The organism is Saltatorellus ferox, from assembly GCA_007751475.1.
Taxonomy (GTDB): Bacteria; Planctomycetota; UBA1135; order UBA1135.
This window is the reverse complement of sequence record CP036434.1, coordinates 4,767,713-4,788,365: the sequence shown is the minus strand read 5'-3', so window position 1 is coordinate 4,788,365 and position 20,653 is coordinate 4,767,713. Positions and strand designations below refer to the sequence as shown.

The following is a 20,653-nucleotide window of genomic DNA, read 5'->3' as shown; positions in this document are numbered from 1 at the left end:
AAGGGAGCGTGTTTGCAGAGCGCTTCCATCTGGAGGTGGTCGCGTCGCCGACGCAGATGCGGAACGTTTTGAAGTACGTGCTCAGGAACGATGTGCACCACGGGCTCGGGTTGGGGATTCTGGATCCTTGTTCGAGCGCGATGTCCTTTGGCGGGTTTGTGGAACGGCGGGGGGCGTCCAAGGTCGATTGCGTGAGCGTGGAGGCGGAGAGCTGGCTCCTGCGAGTCGGCTGGACGAAGGGTGGGGGCAAGGGGCTGCTCACGATCCATGACCTCCCGCGTGTCACTGGGGTTCTCCAGGCGTAGCTCGCGCCTCCGTGGCGACCCGTGGCGGAACGGCTTCGCGACTCCCACTCTTCGCCTCCGCGACTCGACCTCTTGCCTCCGTCACTCAAGGCGGAGGCCAGGCCCAAGCTCGCGTACTTTCATCCCCCCATCCCTCACAGGGGCGCCGCGCCCCCTCGATCCTCCTGCCTCCTCCGCTTCTTTGGTTGCATTGGCAGGAGTTCCGGAGTCCAGGGGATTCAACTCCGGGCGCAGAGCTTCTTGTTCGCCGCAGGACGGGAGCGTTTCAGGCCCAGAGATTCTGCTGAAGAGCCAAAAAACACGGCAGTTTCGTCGGCGCGATGAGCGCGAGAGCATCGAGTCAGTCCCAGCTGGACACGCGCATCTCGCTCCATGGCTGCGAGTTCATCGGCATCCGAGGCCGCGGCCGCGCGTCCTTTCCTGACAGCACTCGCGAAACCGCCTTCTGTGGCGCAGGCTAGGGAATGAGCGTCACGAAGGCCGCATCGGTGAAGAACGAGGTCGGCCCACCCGTCGTCAGGTCTCGGTGCCAGGCCTGGAAGTGCCAGGTGTCCCCTGGCTCTCCTGGGAGGAAGCCCGTGGTCGTCGGGATGGCCGTGAGGTCCATGGAGGTAGAGATGACTCCGGAGAGGCCGCTGTTCTGGACCTGTCCGGGGCCGATCAAGCGTCCGATGTTTCCGACGATACAGAGGTTCCCCGGGCCGCCGCCGGGATTGACCACGAAGCCTGTGGTGCGGCTGACGATGAAGTAGCCAAAGGCTCCGGTGGGCAGGTCCACGGCGGTCAGGGTCAGCGCGTTCTGCGCGACCGACGGAGAGCCGAAGGCGTCCACCTTGCTGTGATCGCCGGTGGAGTTCGCAGCAGGAAAGCACGTCCGGGTCACGCCGCTGATGGCGGTGGAGCGCTCCAGAGCGCCGAAGTCCATGAATGCACCGCCGGTGCCTGTGTTGGCCGCCCCGGGGTCATCCACGGCTCTGCGGCGGGACTGGGCGTCCGCGCGGCGAAAGATCTGGGGCAGCAGCGAATCGTTCGCAGCGTCGAGGGCGGGGGAGCCTGCCGCGAGGGCGAGGTCTCCTTGCATCAAGTCGACGAAGAGCGGATCCACGTCGTGGATGCCCGTGCCCTGGCCTCCGCCTTCGATGATCGAGTTCTCGGCGAGGAAGAGGGGGTTGAGACTGCTCTGGCCCACGGGCGTGGAGATGTTCCCCCAGAGGATCGACTGGCTCACGGCGAGTACGCCGGAGGCGGGCGACCCGTCGATCGCAAAGCCGCTCAGAGCTCCGGTCGAGTTGCGCGTCACCGTGGACGCCATGATCCTGGGCTCCTGCCCGGAGGAGTCTTGAAGCCAGATCGCCGAGCCTGACGCACCGAAGTTCCGAAAGAAGATCGAGTTGACCACGTGGCCGCTTGGGCCCAGGTACAGCGCGGCTCCGTCGCCTGCGGTGCGATTCAGCTCGAAGCGGCAGCCCGCGATCACCATGTCGTAGGTCAAGCTGGCGGGTCCCGCGAAGTACACGGCACCGCCGCCGACCGGCGATGGCGTCGGGGTTAGATCGCCTGCCTGGTTGCCGAGGAAGTCAGAGTCCATCACCTGCAAGGGCGCGATTCTCGAGTAGATCGCGCCGCCGGTGAGCGAGGCGAAGTTGTCCTCGAAGAGGCAGTCGACGACCGCGCAGCGGCCCTCGCAGAAAAGGCCCCCGCCGGAAAGGCCGATCGGGGCGGCTGGATCGTCCGCGTGTCCACCACGGACCGTGAAGCCGTCGAGGGTTCCCCAGCCCGTGTCCGTGACCCGCACCACGTGGTAAGCGTTGTCGTCGCGGTTCGTGAATGGCTGGGTGTCGTCCTGCTGGAGGTCGCCGGACAGGATCGTGGGCGCGAATCCGCGCGCGGGGCGGAAGAACTCGGTGGGTTCATCGCCGCGAAAGCCGCCGAAGAGCAAGACTGTCCCGGAGATCACGAAGGAAGCCGAGCGGTCCAGCGTGTCGGATGGAGTGTAGGTGCCCTCGGCCACGAACACCTTGGTGGAGCTGGAGCCGGGGAGGGAGCCTGCGGCGGCGAGCGCCGCGTTGAGGGCATGGGGGCCGCGGAAGGCGTTGGGCCAGGTCGTGCCGTCGTTGGCACCGGTGGTCAGCGAGCCGTTGACGCGGAGGATCGTCTGGCCCGCCGCGGAAGCCTGCAGGCTGCTAGCGAGCAACGAAAGAGAAAGAGCCGCGAGAGCCGCGCGCTGAAGTGGCGGAATGGAGCTGAGCATGGTCGGGAAAGCCTTGTGAATAGGGCCAGCGCGTGGCGGGAAGACGCCAAGCACTCTGCCTGTACGGTACCCCGCTCCTGTTCATGTGTAGAGCCCTTGATTCTGGAAAAGATCGGCGCGTGCGCTGGATCGGATCCCAGCCGACCACCTGCCCCGCAGCAACTCGCCTGCATGATTCGCGAGATGAAACCGCCAGCGCGCCCCAACGGCGCCGTGGCGGCGTCAGACGTTGGCCTGCGGCCTCCGCGCTCTTCGCGGGCTCCTGTCGTGGATGCTCACCGGGCCTACGGGCCCGCCTCCGCTTCATTCGGTCGACTTTCTTGCCCTGACGCCGTTTGGGCGCACTGGCGACGCAGTTGGATGATTGATTCAGGCGAGGAGTCTGCGCCAGAGAATGCGGATTCGCGAGCGCTGCCAGGATTCGGGCGCTGAAGAGGCATCGACTCGCTCATCGCCTCTCTGGAAATCTTCCTCCTGCGGCGGGACACAGGTGGCGCAGACTGCCCTGGCGATTCCTCTACCTGGGCGGTGATTCGCGGCGCTCGCGCCGCATTCCTGTGCGCATCCGCCTACGTAGCTAGGGGTGCAGGCTTTGGCGGTCACGCTGGGTGAACAGGTGGTGCCGCGCCCGGTGGTTCGGACGGCGCCGAGGGCGGCAGGCACAGCGAGGGCCGAGCCGCTCACCACCGCTTGAGTCCGAGGTCCGAATACCGGTTGCCTCCCCGGCCGTGCCGACTCAGATGCGGCTGGCCTTCAGGAAGGGGGGCGCCGCGGCAGAGCGGCGCGCGGGCCATCGGACAATCGCTGATGGTGGGATCAGCCAGCACTCTCAGGGAGGAGGTTGGCCGCAGGTGGGGGCGAAGCGAATCGGAATTGCCGTTCGGAAAGGGTGAGATCGGGCGAGCTTGGCGCACCGCAAAGCCCCATGCCTCTACTCCCAGACGACGCCTACTTTCCTGGCAGCGGCGCCGGTTTCGATCGACTCCATCCTGAGGTGTGCGCGTAAGTCGGTGCCCTGGGGCGGAGCCGTGCCCGCCGGCGGCAGGGTGACGACCCCCACCGTCTCGATGCCTTCCTTGAGTCGATGGGCGCCGGGCGTGGCGATCCGCTCGCTCCCTCGCACGAACAGGAAGCGGAGGTCTTGATCGGTCGGAAGTCCCTTGATCAGAACTTGGCCCATCGGACTGGGACGAGACGAGCGGATGGCACGCCAGCCTGCGTCCATCGGGGATTCCGGCGTGGAAGGAGCTTCCGCGGCGGGCTGCCAGTCCTCGATGCCCTGGAGTTCGCCGCGGACGATCCGATCCTTGATCGCTTGCCGCTCGGCCAGAGGGAGAGCCTCGAAGGCCTCTTCGGTGAGTGGCTTGTTCGACTCATCTTCGGAGTCCTTGCCCGACCGGCCCGAGCCATCGAACCTCCTTCCGGCGGCTTGGCCTCCGCCTGAAGGATCGAATGCGTAGACCATCACTTCGGATGGAAGCTCCTCCAGGTTCTCTCCGAAGGAGAGCCGCAGCGTCGAGGCGGCGGGAATCGTGACGATGACGGTCTCCGGCCCACCGTTCACGAGGTCCGTGCCACTCGGCTGCGTCCAGCGGGCCGCTCCCGGGGGGCCGACGGAGACCCGCCACTTCCCGGCCTTGGGCAAGACCGCCTTGAACTGGCCCTTCGCACCGGTCTTGAACGCGATGGCGCCGTTGTTCGGGATCAGCTTGCCATTCGCCTCACCGTTCTCTCGAACCATGTCCTCACGACGCGGGTGATTGGTGCCGAACGGAAGCAGGTACGCGAGCACGGCGCTCACCGGCTTACCGTCCAGGTCGACGATCGTCCCCTCGACGTGAATGCCGTCGCCCAGGCGCGCGGTCGTCCGCGCGACGTCCTCCTCGTAAAGCGTCAGCGTCTTGTTCCAGATCGGAAGGCCCTCGGCCTCGACGGTAACCGTCCAGACTCCGGACGTTACATCCGTCCATCTGATGCGCCCGGTCCCGGTCAGCTCTTCCTGCTGGCTCTCGCCGGTCAAGGCCGCGCGGACCGATGCATCCTTCAGGAGCTGGCCCGACTGGTTCATCGGGATGATCTCCCAGCTCTTCGCCATGCCGCCCATCGAACCGGTGCGCTTCGGGGGGATGGGGTCGATCCCCGCGAGGTGCGGGTCTTCGGTCTCAGGATGGGCTTGACCTGGCGCACGTTCTCCGCCGGACTCGGCCAACGAAATGGTATCCGGGGTTCCTGCGGTGTCTTCTGCGAGCATGTCGCGCTTCGACTTCCAGGCCAGGAATGCAAGGCTGCCACCCAGGACTGCCGCGGCGAGAATGAGTACGGGAGCTTTGGTCATCGGTGCGAGGTGGGGAGGCCCTCTCGGAGTGTATCCCTCTCTTGTCCTCATGGCCCACCACGCGGGCAAACTCACCCATGAAAAGCGCCGGCCGATCTCTCACGAGATCGGCCGGCGCCTCAGGGCCAGTGCTCTGATTCAGGGCAACTAGATGCGCCGGATCTGCTCCGCCGCGTCACTTGCCTATAGAGACTACTGAACCGTAACGGCGAGACCGTTCGACAGGTTGCTCGTGGCGATGCCCATCACGGAGTCACGCGACCAGGTCTGGAAGTTCCAGGTGTCACCGGAGATTGCAGCCACCGTGCCGGTCGGCGTGGGGAGAGCGGTCCAGTCGACGTTCGCGGTGATCGTGCCCGTTGCACCGCTGTTGTAGATCTGGCCGCCGACGCCGCGACCGATGTCGCCGCCGAGGCAGAGGTTGCCAGCGCCCATGCCAGCGAGCGGCACGAAGCCGCGGTCGAGGCTCGCGATGACGAATCCGAAGGCGTTGGCCGGGAGGTCCGTCGTCGTGAGAACGAGGTCGTTGGCGATGAGATCGGCGCTACCGGAGCCGCTCAGCGAAGCCGGGACGCCCGTCGAGTTCGGGTTGGCCAGGCAGTACTTCGCACCGACGCCACCGTCACCGGTACCGGAAAGCACGAGGTCGTAGCGGTTGCAGTCGCCGGTCGAGAAGACGTCCACTTCCATGATGAGGCACTGGGTGGCGCCGGTCATGTTCGTGTACGAGATCGTCTCGTCGTCCGTCGCGGAGAACCCGCGGACGAGCCAGGGACCACCGGTGCCGACGACGTTGGTGTCGCAACCGACGGCCGGATCCCAAAGGTAAAGGTCGATGTCAGCGTTCGCGTTCAGGAAGAGGATCGAGGCGTCAAGCGTCGCGCCGTCCGCAAGGGTGACCGCGTAGTAGTCCTGGTCCGCATCCGAAACGTTCAGGCCCGTGTAGGTTCCGTCGACGAGCGGGGCTGCAGTCGCGCAGTCCGTGTTGCTTTCGAGGCCATCCGGGGTGTCGCAGAACGTACCGGTCTGGGCGATGTTGAGCATGCCCATGCCGCTGTTGCTGCTGAAGGCACCGGCCTGGATGAGGACGGTCTGTCCTGCATTCAGCTCGAGGGTGATGAGGCTCTGGAGGCCAGAGCCGCCATCGTCGTCGTACGCGAGGCAGGTCGCCATGCAGTCAGATCCGTCGTGGACCGAGAGCTTCGTGTCGAAGGTCGAACCTTGGGTGTCGATCTGGTACGTGCCGCCGTCAGCAGGGGTGAACGTATAGAACAGGTCCTGGTTGTTCGAGTTCGCGCCGGTAGAGCAGCTGCCACCACCGTTGAAGCCAGAGCTCGTGGCCATCGTGTTGTCGTACGTGATCGTGCCCACAGTCGCCGTGTCCGGGCTCAAGCAGGTGTCGTTCGTCGGTCCGCCGCCGCTCGGGGTCTCGGTGATCGTGACCATTCCGGCGCCGTAGGTCCCCGACGTGGTGTTCCAGTGGCCGATCTGAACGTGGTAAACGTTGCCCATGGTGACGGGGACCGTCACTTCGCTCTGGAGGCCGCAGGAGTCGTCGTTGCAGCCGAGGTTCGTGAACGTTGAGCAGTCAGATCCTTCGTAGACGCCGATCTCGGTGTCGAGCGCTGAGCCGCACGTGCTGAACGTTGCGGTGCCGTCGGCCGAAGCGGTGTACTTGAACCAGACGTCGTCGGAAAGGAAGCAGGCGCTGCCGGGGCTCGTCGTGGCGGGAGCCATCGTGTCGACAGCGAAGTTCGTGTCGAACGGAGCCGTGGCGGGGCCCGTACCGAGGTCGGTTGCGTTGACGCACTCATCGGCCTGGCCGAAGGCGACACCGCTCATTGCGAGCGTGAGAGAGGTGAAGAGGAAGCGATTTGCAGACTTCATGAGGAAGGAGTCAGGAGGGAAAAATGGCGAAGCGCTCACCTGGGGGAGCACCGTAGGCCTGTAGCTTATTGGGCTGTGGCGCAGAGCGCCAAGGCGGCCCCTCCCGGATCTTCCCGCATTTTGCCTAAACGAAGTTCGTATAGGGACTGTGCTCATATTGGGGCAGTCGATGGGGATTCCTGACCGGCCCCTCTTCGTGCTCCTTAAGCCGCCCTTCGCGCCGGCCTGGACGCGGCTACGGATTGGGGGCGATCTGGTCGCCGTCCATGGCCGCCAAGAGCTCTGGTCGGTCGCGCTCTTCGCAGCGTCCGTCAGCGCGAGAACGGCGATCCCGAGGGCGAGCGTTGTGCTCGTCATGGCGTCGATTCGTCTCCGCGGGGGTCGGTGTGGTTGGAGCGATACTTCTTCGGCAGTTTTGGCGGCGAGGAGGATCCGGCCATGCTCCATGGTGAGGTCCCGACGGCCGGCCTCCCGATCTTCGGGGACCTCCAGGGCCAGGGCTGTGACGAGTCGCAACGACGCGGCTTCGTCCTCCTGTATCGCCACAGCGACGGGAGCAGCCGCCGTGACCGCGGAGCCCCTGATTCTCACCTTGCTCGCTCAGCAGTTCCAGGGCGAGAGAGATCTTGTTGGCGCCGGCATCGTGGCCGCGATGCCCGGCGACACCTGAGACTCTCAGGTCTGGTTCCGTGACGGCCTGGGCGGCATGAGCAGCTCGAATGGCACCAAGGGTCTGTCGGTCATTTTCCAGTGACCCGCCGATGAAGTGGCAGGGTGACCTGGATTTCATCCGGCTCGGAGCCAGGTTTTAGTGGGCGGAGCTGAGCTGCGCGCATGGCACAGAATCTTCATTCCGCATTCGTTGACCTCCTCCGAGACATCTACTTCGCTGAGAAACAGCTCACCAAGGCCATTCCCAAGATGGCAAAAGCCGCAGAGAACGATGAACTGACCGCAGCCTTCGAGGGCCATGCGAAAGAGACCATCACACAGGTCGAGCAGCTCGAGAAGGTGTTCGGGCTTCTGGACCTGAAGCCGAGGGCCAAGACCTGCGAGGCCATCAAGGGCCTCATCGAAGAAGGTGAAGAAATCATCGAAGAGAACGACGCAGGCTGCGTTCGGGACGCTCTCCTGATCGCCGCCGCGCAGAAGGTCGAGCACTACGAGATCGCCACCTACGGGACCATGTGTCAGTGGGCGGAGGTGCTCGATCTGACCGACGTCAAGAAGTTGATCGGCGCGATCCTCGACGAAGAGGAGTCGACCGACAAGAAGTTGACCAAGCTCGCCTCCTCGATCAACAAGGACGCAGCGGTCGCCTGATCCGATCCCGACCCGCCTACCTGACGGAAGGTCGGTAGGCGGGTGATCGCGTTGCGAGGAGAGATTTGGCTCGCGGACGAAGCAGCAGGGCACCGACCGCAGGCTGCTCCCGCGACGTCTGCTTCCACAGTCCACGCCGTTTTTAGGTTTCTCTGAACTCCAAGGGAAGAGTGAAGCTCTACCGGCTCCTGCCCTCGAACGTTCGGGGCGGGGCGCGAGTAGGTCACTTCCCGGAGAACAGCACCTCGATCATGGCGAACGCACCCAAGAAGAACACCCGCGAGAACGCAAGAAGCAAGAAGTCCCGGAGCACGGGCCGACAGGCCGCGGCCAAGATGCAAGTGGGCGAGGGCGGTGAGCCCCACCAGACCACCACGGGTGAAGTCCTCACATCGAACCAAGGCGTACCCATCGCCGACCATCAGAACACCCTGACGGTAGGGCCCCGCGGGCCGCAGTTGATCGAAGACTCCTTCATGCGTGAGAAGATCACGCACTTCGACCATGAGCGCATTCCGGAGCGTGCGGTGCACGCTCGCGGCTACGCGGCGCACGGGTACTTCGAGGCCTACGGAAAAAATGCGCCGCTGACCAAGGCAGCCTTCTTGCAGCCTGGCGTGAAGACGGATGTATTCGTTCGCTTCTCGACGGTCGCGGGGAGCAAGGGATCCCCCGACACCGCGCGCGACGTGCGAGGCTTTGCCGTCAAGTTTTACACGACCGAAGGCAACTACGATCTCGTCGGAAACAACATCCCCGTCTTCTTCATCCAGGACGCGATCAAGTTCCCGGACCTGATCCACTCGGTGAAGCCTGCACCCGATCGCGGCTTCCCACAGGCCCAGTCAGCCCACGACAGCTTCTGGGACTTCGTTTCGCTTACCCCCGAATCGGTGAACATGCTGATGTGGGTGATGAGCGACCGCGCCATTCCAAGGTCGTTCCGGATGATGGACGGCTTCGGCGTGCACACGTTCCGCCTCATCAACAAGTCCGGGAAGTCCACGTTCGTGAAGTTCCACTGGCGCCCCAAGCTGGGCGCCGTCTCCCTGATCTGGGACGAGGCTCTGGCAATCGCAGGCGCCGATCCGGACTTCCATCGCCGCGATCTCTGGAATGCGATCGAGGACGGCGATTACCCGGAGTGGGAGCTGTCGGTGCAGGCGTTCAGCGAGGAAGAGGCTGACGCCTTCGACTTCGATGTGCTGGATCCCACCAAGCTGGTACCCGAAGAACTCGTGCCGCTGCGGCCGCTCGGCAAGATGGTGCTGAATCGGAACGTCGACAACTTCTTTGCCGAGACGGAGCAGGTCGCCTTCTGCCCATCGCACGTGGTTCCTGGCATCGATCTCTCCAACGATCCCCTCCTCCAGGGTCGTCTCTTCTCCTACCTGGACACCCAGCTTTCGCGCCTGGGAAGCCCTAACTTTCACCAGATCCCGGTCAACAAGCCGCGGTGTCCGGTCGGCAACTTCCAGCGAGACGGGCACATGCAGACGGGGGCCCAGGCCACTCGAGTCGCCTATGAGCCCAACAGTCTCGACGACGGCGGACCTCGCGAGGACCCCAAGCGCGGCTTCCAGAGCTACCCCGCGGAAGAGTTCGGCCAGAAGCTTCGCATTCGTCCGGAAAGCTTCGCGGATCACTACACCCAGGCGCGTCAATTCTGGCATTCGATGACCGAACCCGAGCAACGTCACATCATCGGCGGCTTCTCCTTCGAGCTCGGAAAGGTGCAGAGGCAGGAGATTCGCGAGCGCATGGTCGGGCACCTCATGGTGGTGGACCCGGACCTCGCGAAGTCGGTTGCGGAGAAGCTCGGCCTCGAGGGGAAGATCAGGCCCGCCAGGCCGGCGGTGGAGCCCAGGGATATAGAGCCGTCACCGGCCCTATCGCAGTACCGAGCGGTCAAGGGTGATCTCGGCGGGAAAAAGGTAGGCGTGCTCGTGACCGACGGAGCGCCCTCACGGCTCTTCAGGGCCCTCAAAAAGGCCGTGAAGGCGGCCGGGGGCCAGCTCGCGACGGTCGCCGTGCGCCCCGCTCCTGTGGCGCTCGATGACGGCACGAGCCTCGAGGTCGACCACTTCCTCGCGGGCGCTCCGTCCGCTGTCTTCGATGCCGTGGTGCTGATCCCGGGACCGGACGAGGTCGAAGAACTTCTATCGCTCTCCGCTTCGGTGGACTGGGTTCGCGACGCCTTCGCGCATCTCAAGGTCATCGGTTACACGCCGGAGATCGTCACGATCCTCGAGCGAGCCAATATTGAGCGGTTTGCCGCCGAGGACGACGGCCTGGTCGAGCTGTCGAACAAGGCGGTGAAGACGTTCGTCGAGGAGGCGAGCCAGCATCGTTGCTGGGACCGGGAGCCAGCCGTCCGGTGATCCTGGATCGGCTAAACCGAAATTAAGGCACTGTTGACGTGGGGGTGAGACGCATTCCTTGTGGTGGAGCGCATGACCGACAGCGTCTCCAAAGCGCTGCGCTCACTTCCACGTCCAGTTTTTCCTCCACCACCCAGCGGGGCCAGTCGCCTCGACAGTCATGACCACGACCGCACAGGACATCGAACAGCTCAACTCATTTCTACGCGGCGAGATTTCAGCCGTGGAGACCTTCGACCAGGCAATCGAGAGCGCGGACGACGTGGCGATCATCGCCACGCTCACGGGTTGTCGCGATGACCACGCCGAGCGCGTTCAGCTTCTCCGCCAGGAAATCACCGGATTGGGTGGCCAGCCCTCGGACGGCAGCGGTGTCTGGGGTGCTTTCGCCAAGGCGGTGGAGGGCGGCGCGAAGGTATTCGGGACGTCGGCCGCGGTCGCCGCGTTGAAGCAAGGCGAGGAGCACGGCCTGAAGGACTATGAGCGAGACCTCACGGACCTTGGAACCGCTGCGCGCGAGATGGTGGCGACCAGGTTGTTGCCGGCCCAGTTGAGGACCCACGACGCCATCAGCCGACTCGACGAGATCGTCTGACTCGGCGTTCACGACGCATGGCGTGCCTCGGGGCCGTGCTGGCGCAACGGGTGGTCGCCGAAGAGAGCTTCGAACACCTTCAAGAGCGCTTGCCGCGCGGATGAACTCGCGTAGGGCGCCTGCCTTCTGCCTCCCGGCGCGTTCGGGCAAGAAGATGCACGGCGGCCAAAGCACCGGTGGATCCCAGTGCGTGGCGTGGGGCGAAGAGGGGCCTCCCCTGAAGCTGTGTCTTCGGGGGATTCTCCGGGTATGGATGGCCAGCGGCAGCCATCAGTGGCACCGTTCCACCGCGACGACCTCATTCTGGCAGGGTGGGAGGGTCTCACCCGACGACCAGGCGACAGCTCAGTGGTCTAGAGGCCACCTGCACGTCCTCGATTATCCCGGCGCTCATCCATGCCAGCTGAAGTTCAACTCCTCTACGGCCGTCAGCCCCTCCGCATCACCCTTCCAGAAGGCTGCCAGCCGACGCTCGTCGAGAAGCCGAGCATGCCGATCCCCGAGGATCCCGTCGCGCTGATCGAGGGCGCCCTCGATCGCCCCGTCGGTGCGCCCGGGATGGAAGCGCTGGCGAGTGCAGCGAAGACCGCCTGCATTCTCGTCTGTGACATCACCCGTCCTGTCCCTAACGGCCTGTTCCTGCGTCCGTTGATCGAACGCCTCCTCGGCGCGGGAGTTCCACGCCAAGGCATCACCGTGCTCGTGGCGACCGGCCTGCACCGGCCCAACGAAGGAGATGAACTCGCCGAGCTCATCGGTGACCCCTGGGTGCTGGATCAGGTGTCGGTCGTGAATCACTTCGCTCGCGACGACGCGGGCCATGTGCGAGTGGGCACCACGCCGCGCGGGACCGTGGTCCGCCTCGATCGACGCTTCGTCGAGGCAGACGTACGCATAGCGACGGGCCTCGTGGAGCCGCACCTGATGGCGGGCTACTCCGGCGGCCGCAAGGTGATCGCACCGGGGATCGCCCACGCCGAAACGATCACCACCTTCCACAATCACCGGTTCATGTCCGACCCAGCAGCGACGAATTGCCGGCTGGAGGGCAACCCGCTCCACGAGGAGCTGATCGCCATCGTCAAGATGCTAGGTGGCGCGCTCGCTCTGAACACGGTGATCGACGATCGCCGTCGCCTCGCCTTCGTGAGCTTCGGAGAGATCATCGAGAGCCATCTGCTGGCGGTGGAGTTTGTCCGGGACTACGCGGAGGTCCGGCTCCCGCGCCGCTTTCGAACCGTGCTCACCAGCGCAGCCGGGTATCCACTGGATGCGACCTACTATCAGACGATCAAGGGCATGGTGGGGCCGCTCGATATCCTCGAGGAGGGAGGCGACTTGATCATCGCCTCGGAGTGCTCCGAGGGCCTGGGATCGCCAGAGTTCGCCGAGGCCCAGCGGCGCTATATCGCGGGCGGCATGGACGCGTTCCTCGATGCGATTGCCGCCAAGAGCCACGCGTCGATCGACGAATGGCAAACCCAGATGCAGACGCGGCCACAATCACGCGCGCGGATCACGCTCTATAGTACCGGGCTGTCCGAGAAAGAGCGCGCCTTGACCGGAGTGACGCTGGCGGACTCGCTCGAGACGGCGATATCGGACAGCATCGCACGCCAGGGCGACCCCATGATCGCCGTGATCCCGGAGGGGCCGTATGTGATCCCCTTCGCGCCCGGTCACAGCCGCGACGCGGCTGCGTACCCCCTGCTCTTGAAGTGAACCACCCATACTCAGTTGAGCGCAGGAAGCGCGGGTACCAAGCCCAGTCACGCGCCAGCCGTCCGTTCTGGATCACAATGGCAGTGGCCGCGGCGCTGGCGACCGCGTTGGGTCTATCGCGATACGAGGCGCCGCCGGAGAAGCCGGCGCGCATCGTCCTGGAGGTCGATGGACTTCACTGAGGCCTCTGGTGCTCGGTCCGTGTTGACCGAGCTCTGGAGCGTGTGAGGGGTGTGGAGGGGAGCGAGCTCAACTTCCAGACGGGCCGCCTGGTGGTCGACTACGACGCGGCGGATACCACTCCCGCTGAGTTGATCGCCGCGCTGGTCAACGCAGGGTACGGGGCCGTCGTTGGGGAGTAGTCCTGCTACCGCTCCGCCGCTCGCCCTCGGCCAATCAGGTCCTGAGAGGGTGCGCCGGTTGTACCTCCTTCAACCCTCCTGCCCAGGCCGCCGCCAGCCTGCCGGTCTTGATGGCCTGCTCGGTTCACGCTCGAGGAGAGCCAGGCGCGCATCGTGTGGCAGTTCTTCGACGATCCTGTGCGCCGCCGCGACCACCTCGTCGTAGGCGGGAATAGGCGGGAAGGCCCGCCGTCTTCAGGAACAGTCAGCGCGACTTGGACTGAATGGAGCGGAGTCTTTCGATGTACGCCAAGACGCCGGGTCGGTCGACATGGTCTGTCGCGTACGTCTCGGTCGCCCGCTCGGCCGCCTCGATCGCTTCGGGCAGGCGGTTGAGCTCGGCGTAGGCGTTGGCGAGCAGCACCCAGCCTGGCGGGTTGAGCTCGGACCGAGCTTTGAGCGCTTCGCCCAGCTCTGCCGCGCGCTCGAAATCGCGCAGAGACTCCGGATTGGCCTTCAGGTACAGCTGCATCAATCGCTCCGTGGTGCTGGCCATGGAGACCTGCCCTTTGACCGCCGGCTCGGCCGCCATGGCGAGCGCCTCCTCGCAGACTTCGATTGCGTCCGCAGGCCGGAGCGCTTCGTCCAGCGTGCTGCCCAGCTGCGTCAGCGCAATCAGCGTCATCCGGTTCACGGGACCGAGGCTGAGCTTGGCTGTCTCGGCGGCGCGCCGGTGGCGATCGACCGCCTCGTCGAATTCTCCGAGGGCCGCCAGTGTGGCGCCGCTGTTGTCCAGCAGCATCACGGTCACCCAGTGGGCTTCGCCAATGGATCCGATAGCGGTCTCCAGGGCGTCGTCGTAGAGCGCCCGCGCCTCGGCGTGCCGGCCGAGATGACCAAGGCAGCGCGCCAGTCCGCCGATCGAGACCAGCGTTTCCAGGTGAGTCGCGCCAAGCGCGGCCTTCCGGGCATCGACGGCATCCTTCAGGTAGGGGAGAGCCTCGTCAAAGCGCTCCATCTGCGCAAGGCCTTCCCCGATCGAGTGAATCGTCGTGATCGTGGAGGGATGATCGTCGCCTAGCCTGCGTCTGCGCGAGGCCAGGATCTCGAGGTCGAGGTCCAGCACGCGCTCGTGCTCGCCGAGCATGGAGAGTGCGGTCGCGAGATTGTGGCGGGACTCCAGCGCGATGGGATGGTCGCTGCCCCACTTCGTGACGTTGAAGTGGAGGATGTCCTCGAAATGGTCGCGGGCCTCGGTGAGCCTGCCCATTCGAGCCTGCACGATGGCGAGCTGGCTGCGGACCTGCATCTCCGAGGCTTCGTCGAGATCGTGGCGGCGAACGATCTCCATGGCCTCGTCCAGGTACGCCATGGCGTCGTTCATCTGCCCGCGGCCCTTCTCCGTGCGTGCCAGCGCAACCAAAAAGCGCGCACGCTGCTCGGGATCCTCCTCGACCTCCAGCCCGGCCTTCAGGGTGACGTCAGCCTCGTCGAACCGACCTGCCCTCGTCAGGAGGCCTCCGTGGAGCTGCCGCACCCTTCCGATCTGCCCCGTACTGAACTCTTCGCCTGTCGCCATCAGGGCGAACGCGCGATCCGCATGGTAGAGCGCGGTTTCGAGGACTCCGAGCGCCTCGTAGGAGGTCGCCACCGTGGCGTGCAGGCGCGCTGCCACCCGGGCCGAGCCTGCGAAGTCTTGTTCGATACCTGGCGCTGCCCGGTCCAGGAGCTCTCGCACGGTGAGCTCGCTGTCCTCTCTTTCGGGCGACGCGGCTTCCAGCACGTCGCTCATGAACGTGGTGACGGATTCGGACTCCTCCAGAGCGGCCTTCTCCTTGGCGAGCGCTCGGAGCAGCTCTTCGCCGCGACGAACTGACTCGAAGTAGAGACGGGTGCTGACGATCAGGCCCGCGACGAGTGCCAGAAGCGTCGCGACGAGACCGCCCACGAATGCGCGGTGGCGCCGCGCAAACTTGCCCGCCTGATACAGCACGCCGGGAGCCCGCGCGGTGACCGGTTCATGCGCCAGATGCCGCCGCACATCCGAGGCGAAGGCATCCGCCGAGGCGTAGCGCCTGAAGGGCTCTTTCTCGAGCGCCTTGCCGACGATCCATTCGACGTCACCGCGCAGCGCCGCGTTTCGCGCTCCAAGCGTCGAAGGCTCGTCCTCCGTGACGATACGCGCGGCCTCGTGGATCAGCTTGCCGCGCAGGTCGAAGGGCGGCACGCCCACCAGGAGCTCGTGCGCGAGCACGCCAAGCGCGTAGACGTCGGAGCGCGCGTCCACTTCGCTGGAGCGGCCGTTCACCTGCTCCGGGCTCATGTAGGAGAGCGTGCCGACGACCTCGCCGATGCTCGTGTGCATCGTCGAGACGTGGCTGCTTGCGTCGAGGGTCGTGGCGACTCCGAAGTCCAGGACTTTGGGGTGCCCGGCCTGATCGACGAGCACGTTGGCGGGCTTGAGGTCACGGTGCACCACGCCTCGCTGGTGGGCATGGTGAACGGCATCGGCGATGGCGGCCACGAGCTTGAGGCGCGCGTCGATGTTCAGGCGATGCTCCTCGACGTAGCTGGTGACCGAGACGCCTGGAACGAGTTCCATGGCGAGGAAGGGCTGCTCTCCCGCGCCGGTCATGGCGGTACCTGCCTCGTAGATCTGCGCGATGCCGGGGTGATTGAGGCGCGCCAGCACGTGGGTTTCGTGCTCGAAGCGGCGGAGCATGTCGGGCGTCACGACGTCCGGGCGCAGCACCTTCAGCGCAACGCGGCGGTGGGGCGTGTCCTGCTCGGCCAGGTAGACGACGCCCATGCCGCCGCGGCCCAGGAGCCCCACGATTCGATAGGCGCCGATGCGCTCCGGCAAAGGGATCGCTGGCACTTCGCCCTCGGTATCGGCGGCCGTGTCCATGGCGGCGCTCACGGCCTGGTTCAGCGCAAGGACCACCGGGCGGTCGATGGCGCCCGTCGGATCACCGTCGTGCGCGAGCAGGCGGCGGAGCGCAGCGAGTAGCTCCTCATCCTCACCGGCGCTCCGCTGCAGGAACGCCTCGCGCTCGTCGTCTTTCAGGGCGCTCGCTTCTACGAAGAGAGCGCTGAGACGCTCGTGCTGTTGCTCGTCCATGGTGCTCACCCGGGACCCTCGCCGAGCTGCTCCTTCAGCCAGGCGCGCGCGAAGCGCCAGTCGTTCTCGACGGTACGGTAGGAAACGGCCAGGACCTCGGCGATCTCATCGTTGGTGAGTCCGCCGAAGAAGCGGAGCTCGACCACCTGGGCCTGGCGGGCAGAGAGTTTGGCCAGTCCGGTCAGGGCCTCGTCCATGCGCACGAGATCGATGGCGCCTTCGGTCGTTTCCATGGTGGCGAGATCGAGCTCAACCCGGCGCGCGCCACCGCCGCGCTTCTCGCTACGGTGCTTCCGGGCGTAGTCCACGAGGATGCGTCGCATGGCGACGGCGGCGACGCCGATGAACTGGGAGCGGTTCTCCCAGCGCTTCTTCTGGGGGGACAGCTTGACGAAGGCCTCGTGCACCAGCGCGGTGGGCTGGAGGGTGTGGTCGGAGCGCTCACGCGCAAGGTAGGCCGACGCCAGTTGCCGCAGCTCTCCGTAGACGAGCTGCATGAGTTCGTCGGGAGGCTCGCTGGAGGTCGAGGGGGCGTCGGGCATGGGGGGAGGGGGGGCACGGGGGGCGGGAAGGCAAGAGCCCGCGTGGGGGACGCGCGAAGCGTCGTGGGAAACCACAGGGAACTCTCCAACTTTTTTGACGAGCCAGGAATCGGGCTTTCCTGTGTGGGACCGCTGGGGTCAGTGATCGTTTCTCTGCAGACCTACCCCGGACCCTCCAAGTCCACCGGAAGAGGGGGCCGTGATCCTGGAGCCCCCATGATACGTCCCACTCTAATCCCCCTTTCGATCCTGGCCCAGGGCGTTCTTCGTGCGTCGGCAAGGAGCGCTCCAATCCGACTTCGATCCCTCGCGCGGCCAGGTCGACGCAGTCCGAGCTCTACCGGGTCGACGTCCGATTGCAAGGCGTTGCCGTTTGGCAGCGGTTGCGCCGGATCGGGCCTTTTGCGAGCCATCAGTCCATCGAGGGCTCGCTGGCGGTGGGCGACCTCGACGGTGATCGCCGCGATGAGATCGTTGTCCTCCGGACGGTCGGCTTGATCCACACGATGGGTCGTCACTCGACGTTCTGTTCCGTCGACGACCCGGTCGACGGAGGTGACGTCCTCTGGGAAGAGTCTTTCGGCGCGCGAGCTCGCGCACTTCCATTGCTCCATCCCTCACAGGGGAGCCGCGCCCCCTCGATCCTCCCGGCTCCTCCGCTTCTTTGGTCGCATCAGCAGGAATTACGGAGTCCAGCGGACTGAACTCCAGGCGCTGAGCTCCTGGTCCGTCGCAGGACTGGAGCTTTCCAGGCCCACAGATTCTGCTGAAGAGCCCGAAGTGTAGACTACTCCCATGTTCACCACGCCCTCCACGACGCGCCTCCTTCCCATCGCCGGCATGGCGCTGGCGTTCGCCGCTCCGACCTTCTTCCAGTCCGACCACACCTCGGAACCGCCGACGCGCTTCGTGCTCACCATCGACGGCGACACGCACTCGATGATCGCCGGAGAGCCCCTGGAGCTGCTCATGGGCGACAGGAAGCACACGCTCTCCCTCGAGGAGGCTGACACTCGCATCGTCCAGGCCGCTGGGCTGCGCTTCGAGTACCCGCGGATGATGTCTTTCGAGTATGAGAAAGACCTCTTTTCCAAGATCTGGACCCTCGACGGCAACGACGCCGTGGTGATGGTGTTCGAGTTTCCCATCGCGCCCTCGGTCGAGGAGTTCACCGCAGAACAGGTCAGCGCGTATAGCAGCCTGGGAGAGGTCGAATCCAGCGAGATCGAAATAGTTCTTGAGGGCGAGGCTGTCGAGGGAACCCGCTTGACCGTCGTTGCTGACATGTTCTCGCTCTTGGTCGAGATCTTTCCGATCGACGGCGACACCTCGAGCAAGCGGTGGATCGTCCTTCAGGACTCGACGGATGACGTAGGCTCGACCAGCGAGGAGTTCGATGACATCAAGGCGATGATCGTCGAGACCCTCACGCGGACGCCCTGAAGTCGATAGCCCTGGGTCGACGTCGGTTCGCCGGCGACGGTGACGTACCGCGACCCATGCGTGCCGCCTCCGCTGGTGGTGAACGCCAACGGGTTCTCTTTGCGCGCGCTCGTTCGCAAGGGCCAGCGCGCGCAGGCAGAAGTCGCTTCGCCGCTACGCAGGCGAGCCCGCGATCAGCCTCGAGCGCTTCGAGGTCCGTCCCGATGGAATGGTCCCATGGCTGCTCCGCGACGACGAACTCGATCGCCGGACGGTGGATACCGTTCAGGAATCGATCCGCGTCCAGACTTCGATCTCCGGGCCGCGGGCGTAGTTCGTGAGAACGTCCACGAAGCCCAGCTTGTAGCCAAGCGGATAGTCATCGGCGCGCCGGGAGTTGTGGATCGTGCGGTTGAGCTTCCAGCGCCCATCGGCTCGCACGGCTTCTTTCCAGGCATCGCGGATGGCCGTGGGTCCGAGGGGGCCCTTGCCCGGTGCCATCGAGGTTCCAACGAGGACGATATCGGGGTCCACTTCCGACAGAGCCTCGGCCGCGGTCGCAGCGCGATCTTCCGAGTGGTAGAGCTTGAGCCGCGTCGCCGCGTGGGCTGGCATGATTCGCTTCCCGAGTCGGTCCGCCGCTTCCCCGTAGGGCGCGGCGTGCTCGCGCGACGAGCGACTCGTCTCGCCGATGAGCATGTAAGGATTCTCGTAGGCGATGTGCCACTGGTACGTGTCCCACGGACCGCGCGACCACATGGCGTCCTTCTGGAACAGCTCGCGCTTCGTCATCAGCGGGATGCCAATGACCTCGGCCATGTAGACGAGCCGGTCCTGGTCACCGCTGAGCTGCTCGATCGCCTCCGCTGCCAGTTCATAGGTGTCAGGGAGCACGCGCAGGCGCGCTGCTGCGGCGGCGCCCAGCACCATACCGAACACGCTGGTCGCGAGGACGAAGCCCGTGAGGACCCGCGGAATCCTGCGCGCCCAGAGCCATGACATCCCGTAGGCCGCGAGGATGCAGGTCACCGGCACGAGGGCGAGGTAGAAGCGGTCGGTGCTCGCCTGGTAGATCCCGTAGACGAGCAGCGTCGGGACACCGTAGGCAGCGGTGATCCACGCGGCGCTAGCGGCGTTCTTGACGCAGTTCTTCTCGGTGCTTCTTTCACCTCGGGCGGCTCGCCGCCGAAGCGCCATGGCCAGGATGCCGAGCACACCGATCGCGACGAAGAAGAGGATGATCGGGTCGTAGGTCGCGAGCGTCTCCGCGGCGACCACGAACCCGTAGCCGTTGAAGAAGGACAGCGGCACGACGTGACCGCTGAAGACGATGACCTTCTTGTCCTTGTAGACCTCTGTCAGGGAGCGGCCGGTCTGCGCGATCTTGTCGAGTTCCGCGTCGCCGAGACCACCGCCGCGCTTGGCGATCGCTCCTGCGGTTCGATTCGGATTGAGACCGTAGCCGTTCTCCGCGCGGATGTAGAACCAACCCGCAGAGACGGCGATGATCGTGAGCGCCAGGAGCGTCCCGAGCAGCACCTTGGCCCTGGGAGCTCCGGTACGAAGGAGCCCGAGCAGGGCTGCTCCAGCGGGGGCGAGCGCCGCCGCCCCGGAGTGCAGCGTGCAGAGCGAACCGGCGACGCCGAGGCCGAGGACGGCCGCCCGCCCGAACGAAGGCTTCTCGCGCCAGCGGATCGCGCAGAGGAGCGCGATCGTGGCCATGGCGGAGACGGGGCCGTGGGGGCGCGCCTGCACCGAGAAGCAGATATGGAGCAGGCTCGATGCCACGAGCAGCCCCGCGAGGAATGCGAAACGCGCGCCGAGGAAGCGCGCAGCGATGAGGTAGGTCGCGGGCGCAGCGAGGCTCGACATGACGGCCACCACCACGCGCCCGCGCTTGCGCAGCCGCGTCGCCAGCTCCTGATGCTCCTGCAGCGTCGCACCGGGCGCGAGGCGCTCGATGGGCTCCGGCGGAACCAGCGCCAGGATCGTCCCCACGAGGTGCGGATACTTCCATCCCGCGCGCTCGCGGTTCGTGATGCCGCCCTCGATCATCGAGTCGGCCTGGTTCACGAGGTAGGTATCTGGCTCACCGAAGTGAGGCAACCCGTGGTCGATCCCGACGAGTCGGAATCCGAGGGCGACGACGAGCAGCAGCAGTGCGAGGCTGAGGCGACCGCGCCGGCCAGCGGGACCGGCTCGGCCAGCGGGCTTCGGCAGATCGGGGGGGGCTTGGGAATCAGGCATGGGAGGTCGGGCTCGGTGGCGCGGAGAGTCTACCGCGCACGCATGACGGCTCGCCGCGCAGCGCCTGCTTCCGTCTTTCTTTGGGGACCGACACCCGTTTGGGGACCGAGACTGGCGCATCCCGGGGCACGTCGATCCATTTCTCTCCAGAAAGGCCCTTCCAGAACCCGCCTCCCTCCGC

General features: G+C 65.6%; 12 protein-coding genes and 1 pseudogene. 7 read left to right on the top strand and 6 right to left on the bottom strand.

The features are described 5' to 3' along the window. Nucleotides 1–8 precede the first annotated feature (8 nt). Nucleotides 9–305, top strand: coding sequence for a hypothetical protein (locus Poly30_RS17150; protein WP_145199812.1), 297 nt, complete (start codon nucleotides 9–11; stop codon nucleotides 303–305). A gap of 457 nt (nucleotides 306–762) precedes the next feature. On the opposite strand, the gene Poly30_RS17145 is transcribed toward Poly30_RS17150, so the two are convergent. The 3 genes from Poly30_RS17145 to Poly30_RS17135 all read right to left on the bottom strand — a co-directional run bounded on the left by Poly30_RS17145 (nucleotide 763) and on the right by Poly30_RS17135 (nucleotide 6,778). Further along, nucleotides 763–2,556: a hypothetical protein gene (locus tag Poly30_RS17145; RefSeq protein WP_145199808.1), complete on the bottom strand. Its 1,794-nt coding sequence runs from the start codon at nucleotides 2,554–2,556 to the stop codon at nucleotides 763–765. A 931-nt stretch (nucleotides 2,557–3,487) separates the two neighbouring features. Continuing rightward, nucleotides 3,488–4,891, bottom strand: coding sequence for a hypothetical protein (locus Poly30_RS17140; RefSeq protein ID WP_145199805.1), 1,404 nt, complete (start codon nucleotides 4,889–4,891; stop codon nucleotides 3,488–3,490). A gap of 192 nt (nucleotides 4,892–5,083) precedes the next feature. Next, the gene (locus tag Poly30_RS17135) at nucleotides 5,084–6,778 is read right to left on the bottom strand and encodes a hypothetical protein (protein ID WP_145199802.1); all 1,695 of its coding nucleotides are present in this window, start codon (nucleotides 6,776–6,778) and stop codon (nucleotides 5,084–5,086) included. An 834-nt stretch (nucleotides 6,779–7,612) separates the two neighbouring features. Between Poly30_RS17135 and Poly30_RS17130 the strand changes: the two genes are divergently transcribed. The 5 genes and pseudogenes from Poly30_RS17130 to Poly30_RS17110 all read left to right on the top strand — a co-directional run. Continuing rightward, nucleotides 7,613–8,101, top strand: coding sequence for a YciE/YciF ferroxidase family protein (locus tag Poly30_RS17130; protein ID WP_145199799.1), 489 nt, complete (start codon nucleotides 7,613–7,615; stop codon nucleotides 8,099–8,101). A gap of 251 nt (nucleotides 8,102–8,352) precedes the next feature. Then, the gene (locus Poly30_RS17125) at nucleotides 8,353–10,482 is read left to right on the top strand and encodes a catalase (protein WP_145199796.1); all 2,130 of its coding nucleotides are present in this window, start codon (nucleotides 8,353–8,355) and stop codon (nucleotides 10,480–10,482) included. Between the two features lie 160 nt (nucleotides 10,483–10,642). Next, on the top strand, nucleotides 10,643–11,077 hold the full coding sequence (locus Poly30_RS17120; RefSeq protein ID WP_145199793.1) for a DUF2383 domain-containing protein: 435 nt from the start codon (nucleotides 10,643–10,645) through the stop codon (nucleotides 11,075–11,077). A 396-nt stretch (nucleotides 11,078–11,473) separates the two neighbouring features. Beyond that, nucleotides 11,474–12,799, top strand: coding sequence for a nickel-dependent lactate racemase family protein (locus Poly30_RS17115; protein ID WP_145199790.1), 1,326 nt, complete (start codon nucleotides 11,474–11,476; stop codon nucleotides 12,797–12,799). A 203-nt stretch (nucleotides 12,800–13,002) separates the two neighbouring features. Beyond that, nucleotides 13,003–13,161: pseudogene (locus Poly30_RS17110) on the top strand (heavy-metal-associated domain-containing protein); the annotation flags it as partial. Between the two features lie 244 nt (nucleotides 13,162–13,405). On the opposite strand, the gene Poly30_RS17105 reads toward Poly30_RS17110, so the two are convergent. Further along, nucleotides 13,406–16,261: a protein kinase domain-containing protein gene (locus Poly30_RS17105; protein WP_145199787.1), complete on the bottom strand. Its 2,856-nt coding sequence runs from the start codon at nucleotides 16,259–16,261 to the stop codon at nucleotides 13,406–13,408. Between the two features lie 5 nt (nucleotides 16,262–16,266). After that, nucleotides 16,267–16,803: a sigma-70 family RNA polymerase sigma factor gene (locus Poly30_RS17100; RefSeq protein ID WP_145199785.1), complete on the bottom strand. Its 537-nt coding sequence runs from the start codon at nucleotides 16,801–16,803 to the stop codon at nucleotides 16,267–16,269. A gap of 795 nt (nucleotides 16,804–17,598) precedes the next feature. On the opposite strand from Poly30_RS17100, the gene Poly30_RS17095 reads away from it, so the two are divergent. Further along, complete coding sequence (locus Poly30_RS17095; RefSeq protein WP_145199781.1) at nucleotides 17,599–18,246, top strand: hypothetical protein; 648 nt, start codon at nucleotides 17,599–17,601, stop codon at nucleotides 18,244–18,246. Between the two features lie 264 nt (nucleotides 18,247–18,510). On the opposite strand, the gene Poly30_RS17090 is transcribed toward Poly30_RS17095, so the two are convergent. Further along, nucleotides 18,511–20,472 carry an ArnT family glycosyltransferase gene (locus Poly30_RS17090; RefSeq protein WP_419190297.1) on the bottom strand — a complete coding sequence of 654 codons (1,962 nt, stop codon included), beginning with the start codon at nucleotides 20,470–20,472 and terminating at the stop codon, nucleotides 18,511–18,513. Between the last annotated feature and the right edge of the window lie 181 nt (nucleotides 20,473–20,653).